The organism is Bradyrhizobium sp. RD5-C2, from assembly GCF_019972155.1.
GTDB lineage: Bacteria > Pseudomonadota > Alphaproteobacteria > Rhizobiales > Xanthobacteraceae > Bradyrhizobium.
In genome coordinates, this window is record NZ_BOVL01000020.1 from 340098 (window position 1) to 359961 (window position 19864).

22 protein-coding genes are annotated in these 19864 nt (G+C 62.7%); 6 read left to right on the forward strand and 16 right to left on the reverse strand.

What is annotated here, in order from left to right:
• The first annotated feature begins 13 nt into the window (after window positions 1–13).
• The 4 genes from BraRD5C2_RS26515 (at window position 14) to BraRD5C2_RS26530 (ending at window position 3442) form a co-directional block, all read left to right on the forward strand.
• Entirely contained in the window at window positions 14–1213 is a 1200-nt protein-coding gene (locus BraRD5C2_RS26515; protein WP_223973517.1) for an ABC transporter substrate-binding protein, read from the forward strand.
• 41 nt (window positions 1214–1254) lie between these two features.
• On the forward strand, window positions 1255–2118 hold the full coding sequence (locus tag BraRD5C2_RS26520; protein ID WP_223973519.1) for an enoyl-CoA hydratase/isomerase family protein: 864 nt from the start codon (window positions 1255–1257) through the stop codon (window positions 2116–2118).
• A gap of 3 nt (window positions 2119–2121) precedes the next feature.
• The gene (locus BraRD5C2_RS26525; RefSeq protein WP_223973521.1) at window positions 2122–2940 is read left to right on the forward strand and encodes an SDR family oxidoreductase; all 819 of its coding nucleotides are present in this window, start codon (window positions 2122–2124) and stop codon (window positions 2938–2940) included.
• Between the two features lie 82 nt (window positions 2941–3022).
• Entirely contained in the window at window positions 3023–3442 is a 420-nt protein-coding gene (locus BraRD5C2_RS26530) for a DUF2000 domain-containing protein (RefSeq protein ID WP_223973523.1), read from the forward strand.
• A 43-nt stretch (window positions 3443–3485) separates the two neighbouring features.
• Here the strand turns inward: BraRD5C2_RS26530 and BraRD5C2_RS26535 are convergent, their stop codons facing one another.
• The 16 genes from BraRD5C2_RS26535 to BraRD5C2_RS26610 all read right to left on the reverse strand — a co-directional run bounded on the left by BraRD5C2_RS26535 (window position 3486) and on the right by BraRD5C2_RS26610 (window position 17082).
• Entirely contained in the window at window positions 3486–4280 is a 795-nt protein-coding gene (locus tag BraRD5C2_RS26535) for an enoyl-CoA hydratase/isomerase family protein (RefSeq protein ID WP_223973525.1), read from the reverse strand.
• Window positions 4281–4313: 33 nt separating this feature from the next.
• Window positions 4314–4574, reverse strand: a complete 261-nt coding sequence (locus BraRD5C2_RS26540; protein ID WP_223973527.1) for a hypothetical protein — start codon at window positions 4572–4574, stop codon at window positions 4314–4316.
• A 75-nt stretch (window positions 4575–4649) separates the two neighbouring features.
• Window positions 4650–5840 carry an ABC transporter substrate-binding protein gene (locus BraRD5C2_RS26545; RefSeq protein ID WP_223973535.1) on the reverse strand — a complete coding sequence of 397 codons (1191 nt, stop codon included), beginning with the start codon at window positions 5838–5840 and terminating at the stop codon, window positions 4650–4652.
• Window positions 5841–6550: 710 nt separating this feature from the next.
• The gene (locus BraRD5C2_RS26550) at window positions 6551–6931 is read right to left on the reverse strand and encodes a RidA family protein (protein WP_223973537.1); all 381 of its coding nucleotides are present in this window, start codon (window positions 6929–6931) and stop codon (window positions 6551–6553) included.
• 26 nt (window positions 6932–6957) lie between these two features.
• Complete coding sequence (locus BraRD5C2_RS26555) at window positions 6958–7752, reverse strand: enoyl-CoA hydratase/isomerase family protein (RefSeq protein ID WP_223973539.1); 795 nt, start codon at window positions 7750–7752, stop codon at window positions 6958–6960.
• Window positions 7753–7764: 12 nt separating this feature from the next.
• The gene (locus BraRD5C2_RS26560) at window positions 7765–8484 is read right to left on the reverse strand and encodes an ABC transporter permease (RefSeq protein ID WP_223973541.1); all 720 of its coding nucleotides are present in this window, start codon (window positions 8482–8484) and stop codon (window positions 7765–7767) included.
• A 95-nt stretch (window positions 8485–8579) separates the two neighbouring features.
• Window positions 8580–9356 carry an ABC transporter permease gene (locus tag BraRD5C2_RS26565; protein ID WP_223973543.1) on the reverse strand — a complete coding sequence of 259 codons (777 nt, stop codon included), beginning with the start codon at window positions 9354–9356 and terminating at the stop codon, window positions 8580–8582.
• Window positions 9349–10128 carry an ABC transporter ATP-binding protein gene (locus BraRD5C2_RS26570; protein WP_223973545.1) on the reverse strand — a complete coding sequence of 260 codons (780 nt, stop codon included), beginning with the start codon at window positions 10126–10128 and terminating at the stop codon, window positions 9349–9351. Before BraRD5C2_RS26570 ends, BraRD5C2_RS26565 begins: the two co-directional genes overlap by 8 nt.
• A 22-nt stretch (window positions 10129–10150) precedes the next feature.
• Window positions 10151–11095 (reverse strand): ABC transporter substrate-binding protein, encoded by a 945-nt coding sequence (locus BraRD5C2_RS26575; RefSeq protein ID WP_223973547.1) that lies wholly within the window; start codon window positions 11093–11095, stop codon window positions 10151–10153.
• Between the two features lie 46 nt (window positions 11096–11141).
• On the reverse strand, window positions 11142–11534 hold the full coding sequence (locus BraRD5C2_RS26580) for a RidA family protein (RefSeq protein ID WP_223973549.1): 393 nt from the start codon (window positions 11532–11534) through the stop codon (window positions 11142–11144).
• 28 nt (window positions 11535–11562) lie between these two features.
• Window positions 11563–12276 (reverse strand): ABC transporter ATP-binding protein, encoded by a 714-nt coding sequence (locus BraRD5C2_RS26585; RefSeq protein WP_223973551.1) that lies wholly within the window; start codon window positions 12274–12276, stop codon window positions 11563–11565.
• Window positions 12273–13037 (reverse strand): ABC transporter ATP-binding protein, encoded by a 765-nt coding sequence (locus BraRD5C2_RS26590; RefSeq protein WP_223973553.1) that lies wholly within the window; start codon window positions 13035–13037, stop codon window positions 12273–12275. The genes BraRD5C2_RS26585 and BraRD5C2_RS26590 overlap by 4 nt, the downstream gene beginning before the upstream one ends.
• Before the next feature lie 10 nt (window positions 13038–13047).
• Window positions 13048–13926, reverse strand: coding sequence for a branched-chain amino acid ABC transporter permease (locus BraRD5C2_RS26595; RefSeq protein WP_223973555.1), 879 nt, complete (start codon window positions 13924–13926; stop codon window positions 13048–13050).
• Between the two features lie 12 nt (window positions 13927–13938).
• On the reverse strand, window positions 13939–14811 hold the full coding sequence (locus BraRD5C2_RS26600; RefSeq protein WP_223973557.1) for a branched-chain amino acid ABC transporter permease: 873 nt from the start codon (window positions 14809–14811) through the stop codon (window positions 13939–13941).
• Between the two features lie 23 nt (window positions 14812–14834).
• Window positions 14835–15962 (reverse strand): ABC transporter substrate-binding protein, encoded by a 1128-nt coding sequence (locus tag BraRD5C2_RS26605; RefSeq protein WP_223973559.1) that lies wholly within the window; start codon window positions 15960–15962, stop codon window positions 14835–14837.
• A 79-nt stretch (window positions 15963–16041) separates the two neighbouring features.
• A complete protein-coding gene (locus tag BraRD5C2_RS26610) occupies window positions 16042–17082 on the reverse strand; it encodes a LacI family DNA-binding transcriptional regulator (RefSeq protein ID WP_223973561.1) in 1041 nt (346 codons plus the stop codon).
• A gap of 80 nt (window positions 17083–17162) precedes the next feature.
• On the opposite strand from BraRD5C2_RS26610, the gene BraRD5C2_RS26615 reads away from it, so the two are divergent.
• Together BraRD5C2_RS26615 and BraRD5C2_RS26620 are read left to right on the forward strand one after the other, a co-directional pair.
• Entirely contained in the window at window positions 17163–18308 is a 1146-nt protein-coding gene (locus tag BraRD5C2_RS26615) for an acyl-CoA dehydrogenase family protein (protein WP_223973563.1), read from the forward strand.
• Between the two features lie 16 nt (window positions 18309–18324).
• Window positions 18325–19860 (forward strand): AMP-binding protein, encoded by a 1536-nt coding sequence (locus tag BraRD5C2_RS26620; RefSeq protein WP_223973565.1) that lies wholly within the window; start codon window positions 18325–18327, stop codon window positions 19858–19860.
• Window positions 19861–19864 lie beyond the last annotated feature (4 nt).

A 19864-nucleotide genomic window follows, 5' to 3' on the forward strand; every position in this document is an offset into this window, starting at 1 on the left:
GGGAGCACACGTGATGAGGAATTTCCTGGCCTTGGCCATCCTGGTCGCGACAGCGTCGACCGCCTCCGCCCAGATCTCGAATGACGTGGTCAGGATTGGCGTGCTGACAGACCTTTCAAGCTGGGGCCGCGATAACAGCGGTCCCGGCTCGGTTGAGGCGGCAAAAATGGCCGTTGAGGAGTTCGGCCCGACGGTGCTGGGAAAGCCGATCGAAATCGTCAGCGCCGACCACCAGATGAAGACCGACGTCGGCCTGCAGATCGTTCGCGACTGGTTCGACAACGGCAAGGTCGACGCAGTCGCCGACATTCCCAACTCGGGAATTGCGATCGCCGTTCACAACATGGTGCGGGAGCGCAACAAGATCGCGCTGCTCTCCGGCCCCGGCGCGAGCTCCCTGACCGACGAGCTGTGCAGCCCGAACACCGTCCATTTTTCCTATGACACCTACGCGCTCTCCAAGGTAACGGCCTCGGCAGTCATCAAGGAGGGCGGAAAGTCATGGTTCTTTGTCACCGCCGACTACACCTTCGGGCAGCAACTTGAGAAAGACGCGACGCGCTTCATCAAGGAGCTGGACGGCAAGGTGCTCGGCAGCGTGCGGCACCCGACCAATACAGCCGACTTCTCGTCGTTTGTGCTGCAGGCGCAGAACTCCAAGGCGGATGTCGTGGCATTTGCCAATGCTGGCCAGGACACGGACAATGCCATCAAGCAATCGGGTGAATTCGGCCTGGTTCAGGCCGGCCAGAAGCTTGTCGGCCTGCTGATGTTCGATACCGACGTGCACGCTGTCGGCCTGCAGGCCGCGCAAGGCACCTATATGACGACAGCCTCCTACTGGAACCTGGATGACAAGACCCGCGCCTGGTCAAAGATGTTCTTCGCACGGACCAACGTGATGCCGACCATGATCCACACCGGCGTCTATGGCTCTGTGCTGCATTATCTCAAGGCGATCAAGGCTGCCGGCACCGATGATCCCGCCGCAGTCATGGCCAAGATGCGCGAACTTCCGGTTGAGGACACCTTCGTACATGGCGGCAAGCTGCGCGAGGATGGGCGGGTGATCCGTGACATGTACCTTGCGCGCGTGAAGAAGCCGTCAGACTCGAAGGAGCCGTGGGACTATCTCGAGATCGTCAAGACGATCCGGGGTGAGGACGCCTATCGGCCGGTCAGCGAATCGAAGTGCACGCTCCTCAAGAGGTGAAGCGACCTGATGGGCGCAAAGAGAGAGCGGAACGGCACCGCTTGACCGGACGGGACCTTCAGGGGCGGGCAAGGCAAATCATCGCCGAACATCGGAAGGACGATCAGTTCATGAGCACAGTATCATCATCGATCGAACTGGTCGTCGCCGACGGGATCGGGACGATCTGGTTGAACCGGCCCGAGCGAGGCAATGGGATCGAGCTCGAGTTGGCGACAGCACTCAGGACGGCTGCCTTCGACCTCGAGCGTGACGCGGGCGTCAGGGTCGTAGTGGTTCGAGGCCGCGGCGCGAATTTCTCGGTCGGCGGAGATCTTCGAGCCTTCTCCGCTGCCGGCGTCACATTCCCGCGACTTGCCATGGACATCATCACTGCTTTCCACGAAGCACTCCTTTCCCTGAGGCGTTCAGGAAAGCCGGCCATCGCCGCGGTGCACGGGGCTTGCGCCGGCGGAGCAATGTCTCTGGCGTTGGCCTGTGATTTCGTTCTGGCCGCCGAAACGGCGAATTTTTCAGTGGCGTATCGTCGGCTGGGCGTTCCAGCCGATGGCGGCATGACGCACTCGCTGACGGGCCTGGCGGGGCCGAGACGAGCGTTGGAGTTGATGCTCCTCTCGGATCGCATGAATGCAAGCGAGGCCCTGACGCGCGGGCTGATCACAGGAGTATGTGCGGAACACGAACTCGAGGCCGAGCTGACCAGAATGGCGCGGACGCTAGCCGATAACTCACCCGCCGCAAGCCGTGCGGTGAAGACCCTGATCTGGCGCGCCGGTACCGCAACGTTCGACGAGCAACTCTCAGCCGAGCTTGCTTCATTCGTCGACTGCGCTTCCTCGGCGGACTTTCGCGAGGGTCTGAAGGCGTTCAACGAGAAGCGGCCGCCAATATTCGGAGGAGAATGAAAAATGGGATCCCTGGACGGTAAGGTTGTTTTCGTTACAGGCGGGAGCCGCGGCATAGGCCGGGAGATCGCGCTCAAGTTCGCATCGGAGGGAGCACGAATAGCGCTTTTAGCCAAATCGAGCGAGCCCCATCCGACCCTTCCCGGAACTATTCATACGGTGGCCGAGGAGGTCCGCAAGCTCGGCACCGATGCCCTCCCCCTCCGCGTCGATGTGCGCGACGCAGATGCGCTCGCAACGGCCATCGAAAGCACGGTCCAGGAATTCGGCGGGTTGGACATCCTCGTGAACAATGCGAGCGCCATCAGTCCGACCGGACTGCTCGAAACGCCGGCCAGGAAGCTCGATCTGCTGAGCGCGGTGAACGGCAGGGCAACCTACATCTGTGCTTATCATGCCGTACCGCACCTGAAGCGGTCGTCAAATCCCCACGTTCTCACCTTGTCGCCGCCACTGCCAAAGTCGGCAATCTGGCTCGGCAAATATCCCGCTTACGCCACCTCGAAGTACTGCATGACCATGTACACTCTGGCACTGGCCGAGGAATTTCGATCGTTTGGAATTGCTGCCAATGCTCTTTGGCCAAAGACCATGATTGCAACCGACGCCGTGCGCGTGCATTACCAGTCGGACTATCGCCGCAGCCGTTCGCCTTCGATCATGGCCGATGCGGCACACTTCATCGTTACGCAAGACAGCCGTGAATTCTCAGGCAGGACCTTGATCGACGAGGAGGTGCTGCGTTCGCACGGTGTCGACGACCTGTCGGTCTATGCAATAGATCCCGCCGGCAAGTTGGCGCCAGATATCTTGATCGAATGACTGCAGCCGCGACCAGGGAGAGCTTCCCGGCAAGGAAGCGCAGAAGTACCGGGACTTGCCCGCCTGCAGTGATGATTTCCGAATGAATACCGTCAGCGCGCGCATCGCCATTATTGTGAATCCAGCCTTGCCGCTTGGGTTGATTGCGAACACAGTTGCGGCCTTGAGCATCGGTCTCGGCGCCGCAGAGCCGGACCTTGGAGGAAACTTCCTGACCGACGGCAACGGGCTCACTGTCCGGACCAGTGCGAACCGTCCAGTACCAATTCTGCAAGCGACGGCCGGAGCGCTGTCCTCACTGCTGATGCGCGCACAGCCATTGGCGAGCGGCGCCGTTTTGGTACCTTTTCCGCAATTCGCCAGGGGGCTGCATCGCTTTGAGGATTATCTCGCCGAATTTCCGCTGCGCTCATTCTCGAACGAGACTATTGACGGCCTGGGCTTCTACGGGCCGGAAAAATGGGTTCGGTCGCTGACGGGCAATTTGAAGCTCTTGCGCTGAATAGAGCGCTCGCTGCGCCTACCTCAAGGAAAGCCGTGTGACACTAGAGCTTCTGGATTTCGGCCGGTGGCCGGCCGGCCCGCAGGCCTTCCCGAGCTGAGGCTGTCTTCATGACGGTGGAGAAGCTTTTGCGCTCGTCAGCCAGGCCTTCGGCCAACGGACGGTCGAGGGCAGACCGGGTAAGGCGCTTGGCGAAGGCCAGGCCCTCGGCACCTCGGCTCGACAGCTCAGCCCCGATCTCAAGGGAACGCGCGAGCGGATCGGCGACGACCTCATGCACAATTCCGATTTCGTGCGCCCGCGGTCCTGTCACGGTCAGGCCACAGAGGATCATCTCGAGCGCCCTCGCCTCTCCGACAATCCTGGGCAAGCGCTGTGTACCGCCACCACCAGGAAAGATACCGATGCGCGTCTCCGGTAGCCCGATCGCCGTGACGGTGCTTCCGGCGATACGCAGGTCGCATGCCAGCGAAAGCTCGAAGCCTCCCCCCATGCACAGGCCATTGATAGCCGCAATGACCGGCTTGTCGACGGCTGCAATCGCATCCGTCAGCGCGTAGAAACCAGGTGGTCGAGGACCAGGCGACGGCGGGGCGCGAGGCGCACCGCGCTCAATCGCATCTGCGGCCTCAGAGAGCTCTTCAACGTCGTAGTGACGGATGAAGATGCCAGGTAAGCCCCCTGTAATGACAATGACTCGTACCGATGGGGCTATCCCTGCAGCGGTGACCGCATCGAACATCTCGGCCGCCCCGGCGACCGTCATGGTGCCGAACGGGGCGTTGGCATAGGTGATAACACGGACCGCGCCGCGATCCTCGCTGGAAACAAGAGACATGGCCTACCCTCACCACGACGGCTCGCCGGACAGTCACGCATCGGCGGCGTACCGCCCAGGATGCGCTCGGGCTCCGGACCGATCAAGACTTGGAGCGCCAATATTACCATTGCAGCCGAGCTGATTAGCCTCAGACTCCTGCCTCCCGGCATGCGTTTTTCCGACGCGCGGGAGTTTCTGGAAATCGGACAACAGGCTCGCATTCTCGTAAAACCCGACGAAGGGTGCTTCGTTCTGGTCGAGCAGCTTCAGCGGCTCGAAGCAAAATAAGGTCACCTTCCCATTGAGCGACATCGACCCCGCAGATGATCCCGGATCGGCATTTGATAGATGACCGCGAGCAATGCGCGGCCATCTTTCATGTTTCCCCTACTTCACCTCGTCCCAACTGGTGCCGTTGAACTTCTGCAGTACCACGTATGTCACCACGCGATAGTCCGTCGGGCTTGTGTTGATCAGGCTGCCGGGCAGCAGTAAGCCAAGGCGGAAGTTCTTCAGGTTCGCGGCCTGCTTCATGATGTTCTCCCGGGTCAGGTCGTCGCCGCACTGGCGCAGCACCTGCTCCAATGTTTGAGCTACGGCATAGCCGGCCACGGTCAAGCTGTCGTTGGTATCGGTGCCAGGCATGTTCTCCTTCATCCAGGCCCTCCACGCAACGATATCAGGATCGTTGGCCCAACGGGGATCGGTGGCATCCTTGATAAACCCCGCGGTCATGATGCCCACCGATTTATCGATCCCCGCAGGCTTGAAAGTCGCTCCGATTGAAGCCGCTCCAAGATGCAGGAAAGTCTCCGGCTTCCACTTCAGATCCCACATCTTGCTGATCGCCTGCGCCGCCTGCTTCGCGTACGTGAAGAGAAAAAGGGCATCAGCGCCCGCGTTCTGCAGGATCACCATCTGACTGTCGATGGTTGGATCGGTCGGCTGGAAACCCTGGACGCTGACAATCATCTTGTCGGCGTCCGGCCCAAGCCCGTCCTTGAGGCCGGCGATCAAGTCCTTGCCGAAATCGTCGTTCTGATAGAGGATTCCGATTTTCGGATGGGGGTTATGGGCTAGCAGGCTGCTGGCATAGAATTTCGCTTCGTCGTGGAGGTTGGGCTGCCACCCCATCGTCCAGTGAAAATGCTCGGGGTCGTTGAGCGCCGACGAGCCTGCGGCCGGAAACAGTTGCGGCACGCCCTGCTTATTGAGATAAGGACGGATCGCCATGTTCAACGGCGTGCCGAGTACGCCGAAGATCAACGCGACCTCGTCACCCTCGACCAGGCTCCGAACGTTCTCGACCGCTTTCGGCGGCGAATAGCCGTCGTCCCGGCTGATGAAAGTGATCTTGCGGCCGTTGATACCGCCCTTGGTGTCGTTCAACCACTTGAAGTAGGCCGCTTCGGTCTTGCCGAGCACCCCATAGGCCGAGGCGGGTCCGCTGTAGGCGATCGTCTGCCCAACCTTGATCTCGCTATCGCTGACACCGGGACCATACTTTTTCTCAGCCAGAGCCTGCTGAGCAAACAAAACGAACGCCGCGCCGATCAGCGCGGTGACGCGAATGGACATTGGCTTCCTCCGGATTTTCTTTGTTTTAGCGCAGCAATTTTGATCGAACGCCACCGGCTTGGCAATGACCGCGCAGGCTCATATCGCCCAAGAGCGACAGCTAGTCTTTCGCGAAGCTTGAACCGGCCTTAAGCCAACCGGAAGCATCTAAGCGGTCGTCGGAAAACACCTGGAGTAGTGCAAGATTGGTTGGTGAGCAGCGGATGAGCTTCCCCCGTCGACCGCGTCTCATTGGAAACCAGGTACCACGACCGCGACGACGATGCGTACTTCGCGATGATGCAGGTATCATGGTCGAAGATACCTGCGGAACGGATGCGGACGCGACAGCGACCTCGGACGTCGACATGGATCGTCTAACGTTCAAATCGCGAAGCCGCCCCCCGCTCCGGCCTCAAGCGGCTTGGGCTATGCATGCTGTGCAAGATACGTCCTACGGCTTGCACGGCGACTGGTTTATTGGACAAGCAGTGGAGCGGAGAGAGTGTGTCAATCCCCATTGAAAGATAACGGACTTTTCGACCTACTGGACCAAGGCCTACCATTGGACCAACCGCCAAATGCGGAGGTTTCGGCTCCAACAACAGCCAATTTGATCTTGAGCCGGGCGAGGACGGCCGGAGAGGCCTCAAGATGTGGCTTGGGTCCTGTCCAATTAGCCTGCAACAAGAAAATGGCCTCAGCGTATATGCTGACTCGGTCTCGGTGCGTCATCGAGACGGCACGAATGCCACCGCCTCGATCTCCACGCGCGTGCCGATACCAAGGAGAGATCCGGCTCCGATGGCGGTGCTGGCCGGCGGCTCCCTGGCGTCCATGAATATTTCGACGCGAGCCCGGTTGAAGCCGTCATAGTCGGCGAGATCGGCCAGAAAGGCCGTGGTCTTCACGATATCCGACAGCGAGGCGCCATACTTGCCCAGCACGCGCGCGATGCGCTCGAAGATCCTGCGCGTCTGGAGCTCGATGTTATCGCGTGCGTCCTCATCGACGCAAAGGCTTCCTGACAAGAACAGCAGATCTCCACTCGGTCCGAGCGAGACGCGGCGGGCTGGTGAAAATCGCGGTCTGTTTTCCTGTGACGTCGACATGAGACTGAACCTTCCTTTGATGTCGTCTACTTTTCAGCTGCTGTGGCGTTGGCAAAGGCCGGAGGCCGCCGTTCGGCGAAGGCACGAAGCCCCTCTTCCGCATCGGCCGTTTGAAGCAGTTGCCTTTGCAGAGCGCCTTCCAGAACCAACCCTTCCTCCAGCGAGCCGTCCAATCCGTACTGGACGGCTCGCTTCGCGGCCTTGACTGCGAGCGGCCCGTTCGCCGCGATGCGCTTGGCTACCGCAAAGGCGCTATCGAGTAGCGCGTCGGCAGTGACCACGCGGTTCACGAGGCCGATCCGCTCGGCGCGCTGCGCATCGATCGGCTCACCGGTCAGGATCATCTCCAGGGCGCAGCCCATGGGGACGAGCCGCGGCAACCGCTGGGTACCGCCGCCGCCCGGCAGCACACCCCACCGCACCTCCGCCAGGCCAAACCGCGAGTCCGGCGTGCAGACGCGAATGTCGCACGCCATCGCCAGCTCTAGCCCGCCGGCGATGCAATGACCCTGGATCGCAGCGATGACCGGCTTGGTGATCTCGCCAGCGAGCGTCATGCCGCCGAAACTGATGGTGCTTTCCGTGCCATGCAGGGCGTGCTCGCGACGCCACGGCATATACGTCTTCAGATCGCCGCCGGAACAGAAGGCACGGCCGCCCGCGCCGGTCAGGACAGCAACCAGCAAATTCGGGTCCGCCTCGAACTCCTTCCAGACCTCGGCGAGCGCACGATCGTGCTCGACATCGAGGGCGTTCATGGCGTCAGGCCGGTTGATCGTGACGAGGGCGACAGCGCCCTTTCGCTCAAAGTCGATGGACATGATCTGTTTCCCTTAGGACCGCCCCTGAGGCATCAAGGCCCAGGATTCGAACGCGGCAAGCACCGCGTTGATGATGAAGCCGAACGAGCCGACGACCGCCAGCAGGCCGAAGACCTCGGCCGCGTTGAAATTGCGCTGCGCCATCAGCAGCAGCGCGCCGAGCCCCGGCATCAGTGTCAGCATCTCCGCGAGCAGCGATACGATGATCGCCAGCGGCGCGGCGACGCGCACGCCCGTCAGGATCGACGGCAGCAGCGCCGGCAGGAAAATCTTCGTCACCTGCGCGATCGCACCGAGCTGGAGCGATCGCGCAACCTCGAGCAAGGTCGGATGCAGCGACCGCACGCCGGAGGTGGTATTGAGCAGAACCGGCCAGAGCGCCGCGAATACGATCACGGACAGCTTCATCTCTTGATTGACGCCGATGAGCAAGGCCGCCACCGGCACGATGGTGGGCGGCGGCAACGTGCGCAAGAATTCCAGCGTCGGCCCGAGACACCGCTCCAGAGCCGGTGAGGCGCCGATCAGCCCGCCGATGCCGACGCCCAGTCCCGTGGCAAGAACGAGGGCCGCGGCGACCGACTGGAACGTCGCCAGCACCGCGGGAGCAAGATCTCCCGCGCTGGTCCGGTCAATCAGGGCGGCCGCCCACGTCGACGGCGGCGGAAAATACGGTGAACGCGGATCGCCCAGCACCTGCCAGAGCAACAGCAAGACGATCAGCGGCAGCAACCCTTGCAGGGCCGACCATGTGTTGGCCGCCGCATGGATAGCCCATCGGCGTCCCCTGCCAGCGGCAATGGCTTGTGCGGGCGCGTTGGTTGCGATCATGATTGCTGAAGCTCCCGAATGCCGGGAAACAGCCGCGCGAAGGTCAGTCGCAGGCACGCGTTGAGGAGAACGCCGAGCGTGCCCGTCGCAACCAGATAGCCAAACATCAGGCCCGGCTGGAGGGCCTCCTGCGCGGTCACCAGCCCCCAGCCAAGCCCGGCCGGATTGCCGACCATCTCCGCGATAACAGCGACGACGAGTGCGAGCCCGAGCGCGACGCGCGCGCCGACCATGGTCGCCGGCAATACTGCGGGAAGGATGACCTTACCGAGCCGCTGTGTTCGCGACAGATGCAGCGTCGCGGCCGTATCGAGCAGCCTCGGGTGAATCGCCTTCGCCCCAGCGACGGCGTTGACGATGACCGGCCACACGCTCGCGAAGACGATCACGGCGATTTCCGTGGTGACGGTGAAACCGAACAGCAGAACCGCAACCGGAACGAACGCCACGGCCGGCAAGGGCCGGAGCAGCTCGAGCGATGCGCCGAAGAAGCGATGGACGATCGGCGAGAACGCGAGTGCGAGGCCTATGGCCGCGCCAAGCACGCTCGCGATCGCCCATCCGGCCAGCGCGCAGGCGATGGTGTGCACGGAATCGGCGATGATCTGGCCGGATCGGATCGCGCCGTAGAGCGCCTGGGCGATCTCCGTCGGCGCCGGCAGGAATTCGAACCGGGTCGCGGCAGCCCTGACGCCGACTTCCCACGCCGCGAGAAGAACCAAAGCGGTCGCGAGCGCAGACGGGTTGAGCGCGCCCCTTGAGCGTCTAAGCATGGATCTCATGGCGAAACGCCTCGTAGAGCTGATGACGCAGCCGGAGATATTCGGGAAGCTCCTTGGTCTCGATCTGGTCGCGCGGCCGCGGCAGGTCGACGCGGATGCGCCGCGCGATGTGGGCCGGACTGCCTTTCAGGAGAATGATCGTATCGCTGAGATAGATCGCCTCCTCGATATCATGGGTTACGAACAGCACGGTCGCGCCGGTTTCGGCCTGGACCGCCAGAAGCTGGTCCTGGAGCGAGGCCTTCGTCATCGCGTCCAGCGCGCCGAACGGCTCGTCCATCAACAGCGCGCTCGGCTCCATGGCAAGCGCCCGGGCGATCTGCACCCGCTGCTGCATGCCGCCCGACAGCCGCCACGGGTATTCATCCTTGAACCGGTCGAGGCCGACCATGCGGATGGCATTCTGAACCTTGTTATCGAGCTCAGCGTCGCGCAGGCGCCCTTCCACGCCGAGCGCGACGTTTCTTCGCACGGTTCGCCACATCAACAGGGCGTGCCCGTAGTCCTGGAACACCATGGCCATGCCGGGCACCGGTGATCGGACCTCCCGTCCCTCGTAAGCGGCACGACCGGAGCTGTAGGGCGTCAGCCCGGCCAGCGTCCGCAAAAGGGTGGTCTTTCCAGTGCCGGAGCCGCCGAGGATCGAGACGAACTCGCCTCGTCTGACCACTAGATCGAGATCCTCAATGATGCGGCGAACACCCGGCGCACCGGGCAGATCGATGCAAAGGCTCTCGCACTGAAAACTGGGTTGGGTTGTCATGATCGCCGCCAGCCGTCCGGGGTCACTTCAGCACGAGGCTGGATGGGTTCAATTCTGCGGAGAGTTGCCCGGTCTCCCGCATCGCCTCGATCCACGCCGAGATGTGCGTTGCCGTCAGAGCTGTGCTGTACGTCGGCAGCACGATGTTCTCAATCACGTCCTTCGGCAGCCGGGTCCATTTGGCGAGGACCTCGCGCGCTTCGACCTCGTGAGCTGCGATATATGCTCTCGCCTCTTCGAGGGCGGCGACATACCGCGCGATCGCTTCGGGATTGGCCCGCGCCCAGGTGCCGTTCGCCATCCAACTGGTCAGCGTAACGGGATCGCCGACCTGTAGCATCGGATCGCCAAGGTCGACGTGGCCCGCCTTGTTGAGCGCGCTGACGAACGGCTCAACCTCTTCGACTGCGTCGATACGTTGCGCCTTGAGCTGGTCCACCATGTTCGGGAACATCATCTCGATGAAGCGAACGCCTTTCGCATCCACCCCGCCGCGCTTGAGCGCAAGCAGAGTTGCGATGTGGACGACGCCGTTGATCGACGGCGTCCCGATCGTCTTGCCGATCAGCTGGCCGATCGAGGTGACGCCGGACTGTTTGCCGGCGATGAGGCGCATCTGCCGGTTGGCGGCGGTCTCAAGCGTATTGCCGCACACGCCGACGACATCGAGGCCGCTGGCTGCCGCCTTCACGATATCGATTGCGGTGGCACCCGAAATGTCCAGCTGGCGGCCGAGCGCACCGATCGTCGTGGAGAGGTTCTGGACCGACATGATTTCGACGTCGAGCCCCTTTTCCAGAAAGATGCCCTTGTCCTTCGCAACCCAGAGCGGAAGCCAGGCCGACGAGATCACCGAAGCGACGCGGATCTTGATCGGTGCTGCGCCACCTTGCGCGAAGACACGCGATGGTTGGACTGCGGCCGTGCCGAGCAAGCCGAGTATCATGGAGCGCCGCGTGGGCATCATGCTTTCCTCCGTGTTGTGCGTTATTGCTGTCGAGTGCGCCTGCCGTTCAGGCCGAAGCAAGCGCGACGGCTTCGATCTCCACCAGCAATCCGAAATGAAGGGACGCCACGCCGGCAACCACCCTCGCGGGCCGGATGTCGCCGATCCAATCGGCATAGATCTGGTTGAAGACCGGCCAGGAGTTCATGTCGGTCACGTAAATGCGCACCTGGACGAGCCGGCTTCGGTTGGTCGCGGCAGCTTCCAGGCAGGCATCGAGATTGGCGAGCACCTGCTCGGCTTGCTGCGCGAACGGCCGGTCGGTCATTGGCCTGCCATTCACGTCGACCGGAAGCTGCCCGGACACGAACACGAGGCCGGCGGCCGTGCAGGTGTGGGAATAATGACCAGCGGGCGGACGCAACCGCTCACTGTTTGCGAATATGATACTCTGCTGCATGGTGCTGCCTTCGATGTCGGTCTTCAGTTCAGTAGAACTGCATCAGGACCTTGTTGTCCGCCAATGCTTCGGGACTGGTCTCGTGGATGATCGCGCCGGAGCGCATCACCAGCACGCGATCCGATATCTTGAACGCTTCTTTCACATTCTGCTCTACTAGCAGGATCGACAGCCCGAGCTGCTGCTGAAGTTGCCGGATGGGCTGGAGCAGGTCCTGGAAAAGCTTCGGCGCCAGTCCGATCGACGGCTCGTCCATCAGGAGGCAGCGGGGACGGCTCAGCAGGGCGCGCGCGATGCTGACCATCTGCTGCTGTCCACCCGACAGCGTGCCCGCGCGGCGGGCGTGGAATGTCTTGATGCGGGGCAGGATCGACATCACCCACTCGATCCGCTCGGGCCGTTCCCGCTGCGGCACGCCGGTTGCCCACATCGCGAGCTGGAAGATTTCATCGACGGTGAGGCCCGGAAAAATTCCGCGGCCTTCGGGCACAAGGCCAATGCCCAGGGCCGCCATCTTCTTCGGTTCCGGTTGATGCAGGCGCTGGCCGTCCACCGAGATCTCGCCGCCCTGGCGTGTGACCACGCCGAACAGCGCATTCATCAAGGTCGACTTGCCGGCGCCGTTGTGACCGACCAGGCAAAGCACCTCGTTCTTTCGGATCTGAAGGCTGATATCGTCGAGGACGACGCGGCCGCCGTAGCCGACCCGGAGATTGTCAACGCTGATGAGAGCATCGGTCATGAGTTGCGCTCGCCGAAATAGATGGATGACAACTCCGGATTTCCGAGAATCTCCTCGGGTTCGCCGTCGGCGAGAAGCCGCCCCTGATCGAGGAAGCTGATCCGGTCGGAGATGCTGACGACGATCTCGAGGTTGTGCTCGATGATGCAGATCGTGATGCCGCGGCGAACCTCGCCGCGCAGCAGCGTCACGAAGCGCTCGTAGGATCTCGGATCGAGCCCGGATGCCGGTTCGTCGAGAAGCCACATTTTGGCCTTCGTGGCCATGATCCGCGCCATGCTGAGGAACTTGCGCTCCGCATAGGCGAGATCGTTCGCGCGCACGCCGGCGTTGTGCTGCAAGCCGGTAGCCTCGAGGATCTCGTGGACGCGCTGGTGGCGCTCCGCGCCGCTGCCGGCCTCGGATTGCCAGAACCAGGCGCTCTTCTCCATCACCGTAAGCACGTTCTCGAACACCGTCATGTGCGAGAACAGGCGCAGATCCTGGAAGGTCCGGGCGACGCCGAGGCGCGCGATCTTCCACGGTGCGGTACCTACGATCGATTCGTCCTGCCAGCGGATGTCGCCCGAGGTCGGTCGCAGATGTCCGGTGATCAGGTTGAAGAGCGTGGTCTTGCCTGCCCCGTTCGGGCCGACCAGCGTGGTGATGATCCCTTCGCGCAGACGCAGCGAGACATCCTCGACCGCCTTCACGCCGTCGAAACTCTTGGTGAGATTGGCGATCTCGAGAAGCGTCGCCGGGGAGCCTGGAGCTTTCGACACTTGCAGCACCTCAGGCCTCCCCTCGCTTTGCGCCCATGAGGCCGTCCGGCTTGAAGATCATCAGCAGGACCATCGCCAGCCCATAGACCATCTGCTGCACGGATCCGATTTCGGTGCGGGGGAGGAACGGCAGATAGGTCAAGGCGGCTGGCAGCAACGTGAGAAGAACCGCGCCGACGATCGGTCCCCACACGGTTCCGATGCCGCCGACGATCACCATCGCCATGAACAGCGTCGAGGCATCGATGGTGAAGCTCTCGACATTGATGAAGCTGAGATAGTCGGCATACAAAACGCCCGCCACGGCGCAGACCGCGGTTGAGTAGAACACTGAGAGCGTCTTGATCAGCGCGACATTCTTGCCGAACGCCAGCGCGGCCGATTCGCTGTCCCTGATGGCCTTGAGGCTGCGACCGAAGCTCGAACGGACGATCGCCCTGGTCAGCACGACCACCAGGGCCAATGTCACGCCGGCGAGGCCGAGGAACTGGACGGGATCGCTGAACGCGTGTCCTGCGATACTCGCTGGCGGGATGCCGACCAGGCCGCCGATACCGCCCGTGACGGACTTCCACTCCGAGAACACCGTTGCGGCGAGAACCTGGAAACCGAGCGAGGCCGCCACGAAGTAGTCGCCCCGCACCCTCAGGGCAGGCAGGGCAAGCGCCGCCGAGATCGTTCCGGCGATGAGCATCGCGGCCGGCAGTTGAAGCAGCAGCGCGTCCGTCCACTGCAAGGCAATGAATGCCGCGACATACGCGCCGACGCCAAAAAACACCGCATGGGCCAGCGAGAAGATACCTGCATATCCCATGATGAAATTCAGAGTGATCGCCAGAATGGCGTTGATGCAGACCAGCGTTGCAAGGTTTACGAGATAAGCGATCACGACACAGATCCTTCAGCTAGTCACGACGCGGCCGAAGAAGCCCGACGGACGCAGCACGATGAACGCGAACAGGATGAGGAACGTGACCGCCTCGCTCCACTGCGGATCGAACCGCCACAGCGCCAGGTTCTCCGCAATGCCCAGCAACAGCCCCGCGCAGGCTGCTCCGCGCAGGCTGCCGACGCCGCCAACGATGGTCGCGGCGACGCTGATCAGCATCACGCGGCCGCCGATTGCCGCATTCAGCCCCGAGGTCATGCTGGTGAGCACCGCGGCGGGAACCACGAGCAGCGAGCCGAGCGCGAACGCGCATGTCGACACCGCCTTCGGATTCAACCCAAACGTCCGCACCAGCGCGGGGCTCTCGGACAGAGCCCGAAGCGCGATCCCGATATTGGTTCTGCCGAGAAAGAGCTGGAGCGCGACGAAACACACCACCGCGGTGACGACGGCAATCCCTGCAGTCGGCGCCACGTAGAGCCCAGGCAATGTCTCGACGCTCCTGCTCAATGCCGAAGGCACCGAAATGAAGCCGCGCCCGAATACGGTCCCGATCAGGTTCTGAATGACGACGGCGACGCCGAAGGAGCCGACGAAGATCGTGAAGAACGATCCGTCGGCGCTCTGGATCGGCCCGTAGACATAGCGGTCCAGAACAACTCCGAACAGCACGACCAGGATGCAGGCCGCAAGGATCGCGAACGGCCACCAGACCAGGAGAACCGCGTAGAGATAGTAGAATACGTAGGCGCTGATCGCGAAACTCGCGCCGTGAGCAAAGTGGAAGATCTTCGTGGCCCCGAAGATCAGCGAGAAGCCGACCGCGGTCAGGCCGTAGAGCGCCCCGACCTGAATCCCGTTGATGATGAGTTGGAGTAGCAGCATGGGTCCTCGCACCGGCGCCAGAGCTAGTGAACCGCAACGGTCTCGACGACGGCCGGCTCGCCAGCCACTTCGTTGATCTGCATAGCCGATCGGATCGTGCCGTCCTTCTCGAAGGTGACACGCCCGCCGACCAGATCGAACGCGCCGATCTCGCGCCGCTTCGTCAGGAGATTTTCGCCCGTGATCGGCAAGCCAGCCTTCTGCAAGGTCGACGCCAAGGTCCCGTAGAGGAGCACGGCATTGTAGTAGTTCGCGGCGTAGGCGGTCGGCGCCCGGCTGGTCCTGGCCTGGTACTCCCGCGTGAAGCGCCTTGTCACCGGATCGTCGGAATTCCAGTCGATCCGCTGCGTCGTGAACAGCGCCCCTTTCGCTTCGGGAAGGCTGGCGATGGCAGGGATCGCAAACCCCGAGTAGCTGGCGAGCTGTTGCGTGACGCCGTTGTCGCGCAATTGCTTGATGATCTGCGATTGCTGCGCGCCGAACGAGGCGATGTAGACGACGTCCGGCTTGGCATCGCGCACCCGCGCCGCCACTCCGCTGAATTGTTGGGCATTGGACGACACCGACAGCGCCTCGGCCAAGGTTGCGCCGAGCGAAGGCAGGCTGGATTCGAGTTCGCGCTTGATCGATTGGCCAAGCGGGTCGTCGACATAGACGAGGACAAACCGCTTCAATCCCCGCTTCCGCACCAAATAGGGCGCCATTGCCCGCACCTCGAAATTGGCGAGCGGGATGACGTTCCAGAAATACTCACCAAGCTCGGCAAGGTCGGGGCCGACCCCGCCGCCATTGACGGCAACCGTGCGGCTCCGCGTCGCGGTGGTCGAGATCGCCTTGGACACGCCGGTGAACGCCGAGAGCACGTAGCTCACCTTCTCGACGTTCACGAGCTTGTTCATGGCGATCACGCCCTGCTGCGGGAGCGCCTGGCTGTCCTCGTAGGCGATCGATAGCCTCCCGCCGAGGGCTTTTGTGTCGTTGAGATGCGAGACCGCAAGCTCAGTTGCCCCCATGTAGAGATCGCCGTAATCGGCGTTTGCGCCGCTCAGGGGGAAGATCGCCCCGATGCGAAGATCCTGGGCTGAGGCCCGTCCGGCGAGCGCAACAAGCATCGAAAACGCAAGAACCGCGACTTTCCGCAGAGGCCACATCGCAAACTCCCGATTTACGAAAACGATTTCGTAAACTAGTTCGCAGCAACCCGGCTTGTCAAGCGACCGATGTCAGCTTTCAGATTTCGCCGGCCGCGACCAGTTGGCTGCCGTGAGACGAGCGCAGAATCAGCTCGGGCGACCAGATTTCCTGCAATTCCTTGGCCGAACGGCCATCCATGAGGGCCAGAAGCAGATCGACCATGCGGCGCCCTGCCTCGAATGTCGGCGCGGAGAACGTGGTCAGGGGCGGGTTCAGATAGGGCCCGAGCGGGTGGTTGTCGCAACCGATCACCGGAATATCGACGCCTGGGCGCCTGCCCGTCTCCGCGATCGCTTGCATCGCGCCGGTGGCGATCAGGTCGTGACCGCACATGATCGCCGTCGGCGGATCGCTCAGCGCAAGGAGCCGACGGGCGCCGTTCAGCCCCTCCTCCTCGCTGGTGCCAGTCTCGACCACGAGATCGGCATCGAACGGCAGCTTCGCCGCCTTCAAGGCCGCGCGATAGCCTTCCTGCAGCAGATGGCTGATCATGAGGTATCCCGGCGTGCTCAACAGCCCGATCCGGCGATGTCCAAACCCTATGAAACGCGCCGTTCCATTGCGGCCGGCGACCGTTCGGTCGATATCCACGAAGGGAAACGGCTTGCCGGTCTCGCTGCGGCCCAGCGCGACAAACGGCACGTTGCGCTCCTGGAGATAGCGGATCCGGGGGTCGTCGCGACGCGTGCGGCCGAACATCACGCCATCGACCCGCTGCCGCTCGACCAGGCGGCGGAAGCTATCGAGCTCCGTCTCCAGCGTTCGACCTGCGACGATGATGAGCTGAAACGGGGTCTGACTGAGATTCTGGTCGATCCCCATCAGCAGATCCAGGAAGAACGGATGCGCAAAATGGGTCTGCGGCGGCGACAGCACGAAGCCGATCGTCTCGGACGTTTGCGTGCGAAGCCGCCGCCCCGCCGGATCCGGAGAAAAGCCAAACTTCTCCGCCGCTTCCAGCACGCGCCGCTTCGTCGCATCGCTCACGTCGCCGCGGTCATTGATGGCCTTGGAGACCGTCGACACGGCCAGCCCCAAGTGCCGGGCAAGTTCTACGATGTTGATCCGCTGCTTCATTCCAGCCTCTTGCTGCCAACACTTGACACAGGAGCTCGCCGGCGTCTAGGTTATTTACGAAATCGTTTTCGGAGATTTCCATGATCGACCTTGCCTCGCATGAAATGACGATGCTCCGCCAGACGGTGCGAGGATTTGTCCGCGACCGTCTCGAGCCGCTCGAACAGCAGATTGAGACCGACGACGACGTGTCTCCGGACTTGCTGGCCAAGCTGCGCAGCGAGGCCGCAGAGCTCGGGATCTATGGCTTCAACCTCCCGCCCGAGCTCGGCGGTTACGGCCTTCCGGTCGCGGCACAGGTCGGAATCCTGGAAGAGGTCACCCACACCTCCGTTCCGCTGTCCGAGGTGGTCGGGTTCCTGCCGCTCTCGCTGATCCACCTCAATGAGGAGCAGCGCGCCCGCATCCTTCCCGATCTCGCGTCCGGTCGCGTGACGATGACGTACGCCCTCACCGAGCCGGATGCCGGGTCGGATTTGAGCAGCATTCGAACCAGGGCGGTGAAGGTCGATGGCGGCTGGCGCCTCGAGGGGGCTAAGCAGTTCATCTCCAACGTCGAGACTTGCGACTACGTGATCGTGCTGGCGGTCAGCGATCACACCGCTTCCCTCAAAGGGCGCCTGACCACGTTCATCGTCAAGCGCAGCAATCCGGGGCTCGTCGGCATGACGCGCTACAAGAAGATGGGGTGGCACGGCTATCATCTGAACGGCTTCTCGCTCGAGGACTGTTTCGTTCCGGATGCGGACGTTCTCGGGCGTCCCGGCGACGGCTTCATGGTCATGATGGCCTCGATCAACCACGACAGGATCCTTTCTGCCTGCCGGTCGCTGGGACTGGCGCAACGCGCGCATGACATGTCGATCGCCTATGCGAAGGAGCGTCGCGCCTTCGGCTCGCAGCTTGCGAGCCATCAGGCCATCCAGTTCATGATCGCGGACAATGACGTCGAGATCGAAGCGACACGGGCACTGATCTATCGTGCCGCCGCCTTGTGCGACCAGGAAGATTCGTCGTCGCGGATCGCCGTGTCCAGGGCCAAATTATACGCCAGCGAGATGGGATGCCGCGTCGTCGATCGCTGCCTCCAGATCTTCGGCGGGATGGGTTACATGTGCGAGCTCCCCATCGAGCGATTCTATCGGGATGCCCGTGCATTCCGCCTGGGCGAAGGCACATCCGAGATGCAGCGAATTCAGATCGCTCGCCAGGCTCTCTCAAACTGACACGAAGGGGATTACAATGATTGGCGCGCCAAGCCCGTTTTTCGGGCTGCTCGATAACGATGTCGAAGCGCCGGCGATTTATCTCGGCGACTATGTCGCTACGCGCCGGGAACTGGCCGAGGCGTCGAAGCGCGCCGCAGCGTTTCTGCATAGCCTCGGCTTGACGCGCGGCGACGTGATCGCGCTGTGGCTCCCTGATGGCCCGACCTGGTTGCAATTCCTGTTTGCCGCCGCGCATCAGGGGATTCTGGTGGTTCCGATCAGCACGAGATACCGTCGCGCCGAAGCGCTCCATGTGATTGCATTGTCCCGTGCGAAGGCGGTCGTGGCTGCGAGCAGCTTCCTCGATGTGGCCTTCGCGCAGATCGTGCGTGATATCCAGGGCGAGGTCCCTACGCTCGCCCACGTCATCGAGATAGCCGACCCGGGCCGTTTCCATCCGGGTGCCGATGGCCATGTGGAAGCGGGGGGCCGGCCGCAAGACCTGCTGTGCACGTTCAGCACCTCCGGAACCACCGGTGCGCCGAAGCTCGCCGTTCACGACCAGCATAGCTGCCGCAACCACGCGCATATCGTCGCTTCCGCATTCAGCATCCATTCCGGCGACACGACGCTGTGCGCATTGCCGCTCTATGGCGTGCTGGGATTCGTCCAGGCCATCGCCACGCTGGCGGGTGGCGGCGCCTGCGTTCTGCTTCCGGTCTTCAAGGCCGCCGAAGCCGCCTCGGCGATCGAGCGACATGCGGCAACCCATGTGTTCGGCTCCGACGGGCTGCTGGATGCCGTCTTCAACGTGCCCGCGGCGAAACTCTCGACGCTGCGCGCCGGAGGTTTTGCCGATTTTGCCGGCCTGACCGACCGCGTGATGAGGACCGCCGAAGACAAATGGGGATTGCGCCTCGTCAGCGTCTACGGCTCGTCCGAAGGCTTTGCTCTCATGGCCGCGCGCTCGCCCTCCGAACCGATCGAGGTCAGGTCACTGCCCGGCGGCCGTTTGCTGTCCGGCGAGATGGCTTTGCGCATCGTCGAGCCTGACACGGCAACGCCGGTGGCATCCGGCGCAACCGGCGAATTGCAGATCCGCGGCTACAATGTGATGCCCTGCTATCTGAACAACGAGGCCGCAACCGCGCAGGCGTTCACCTCCGACGGCTGGTATCGAACCGGCGATTTCGCCTATGCGGACGAGGACGCTTTCGTTTTCCTGTCGCGCATCGGCGACGGCCTCCGCCTGCGCGGCTATCTGGTCGATCCCGGCGAGATCGAGAGCTTTCTCTGCCGGCATCCGGAGGTGTCCGCCGCGCAGGTCGTCGGCGTGCGCCTCGAGGGCGAAGGCGACGTTGCGGTCGCCTTTATTCGCTCCGACCGTGAACTCGGCGAGACCGAGCTGCTCGCCTACTGCCGCGAAGGTATCGCCAACTACAAGGTCCCGCGTCGCATCGTTCAGGTCGACGCGTTTCCGGTCATCGACGGCCCGAACGGCACCAAGATCCGCAAGGCGGCGCTGAGGGAGCACGCCTCCCGGCTGCTCAGCTCCGCTCCCATCACCTGACGAG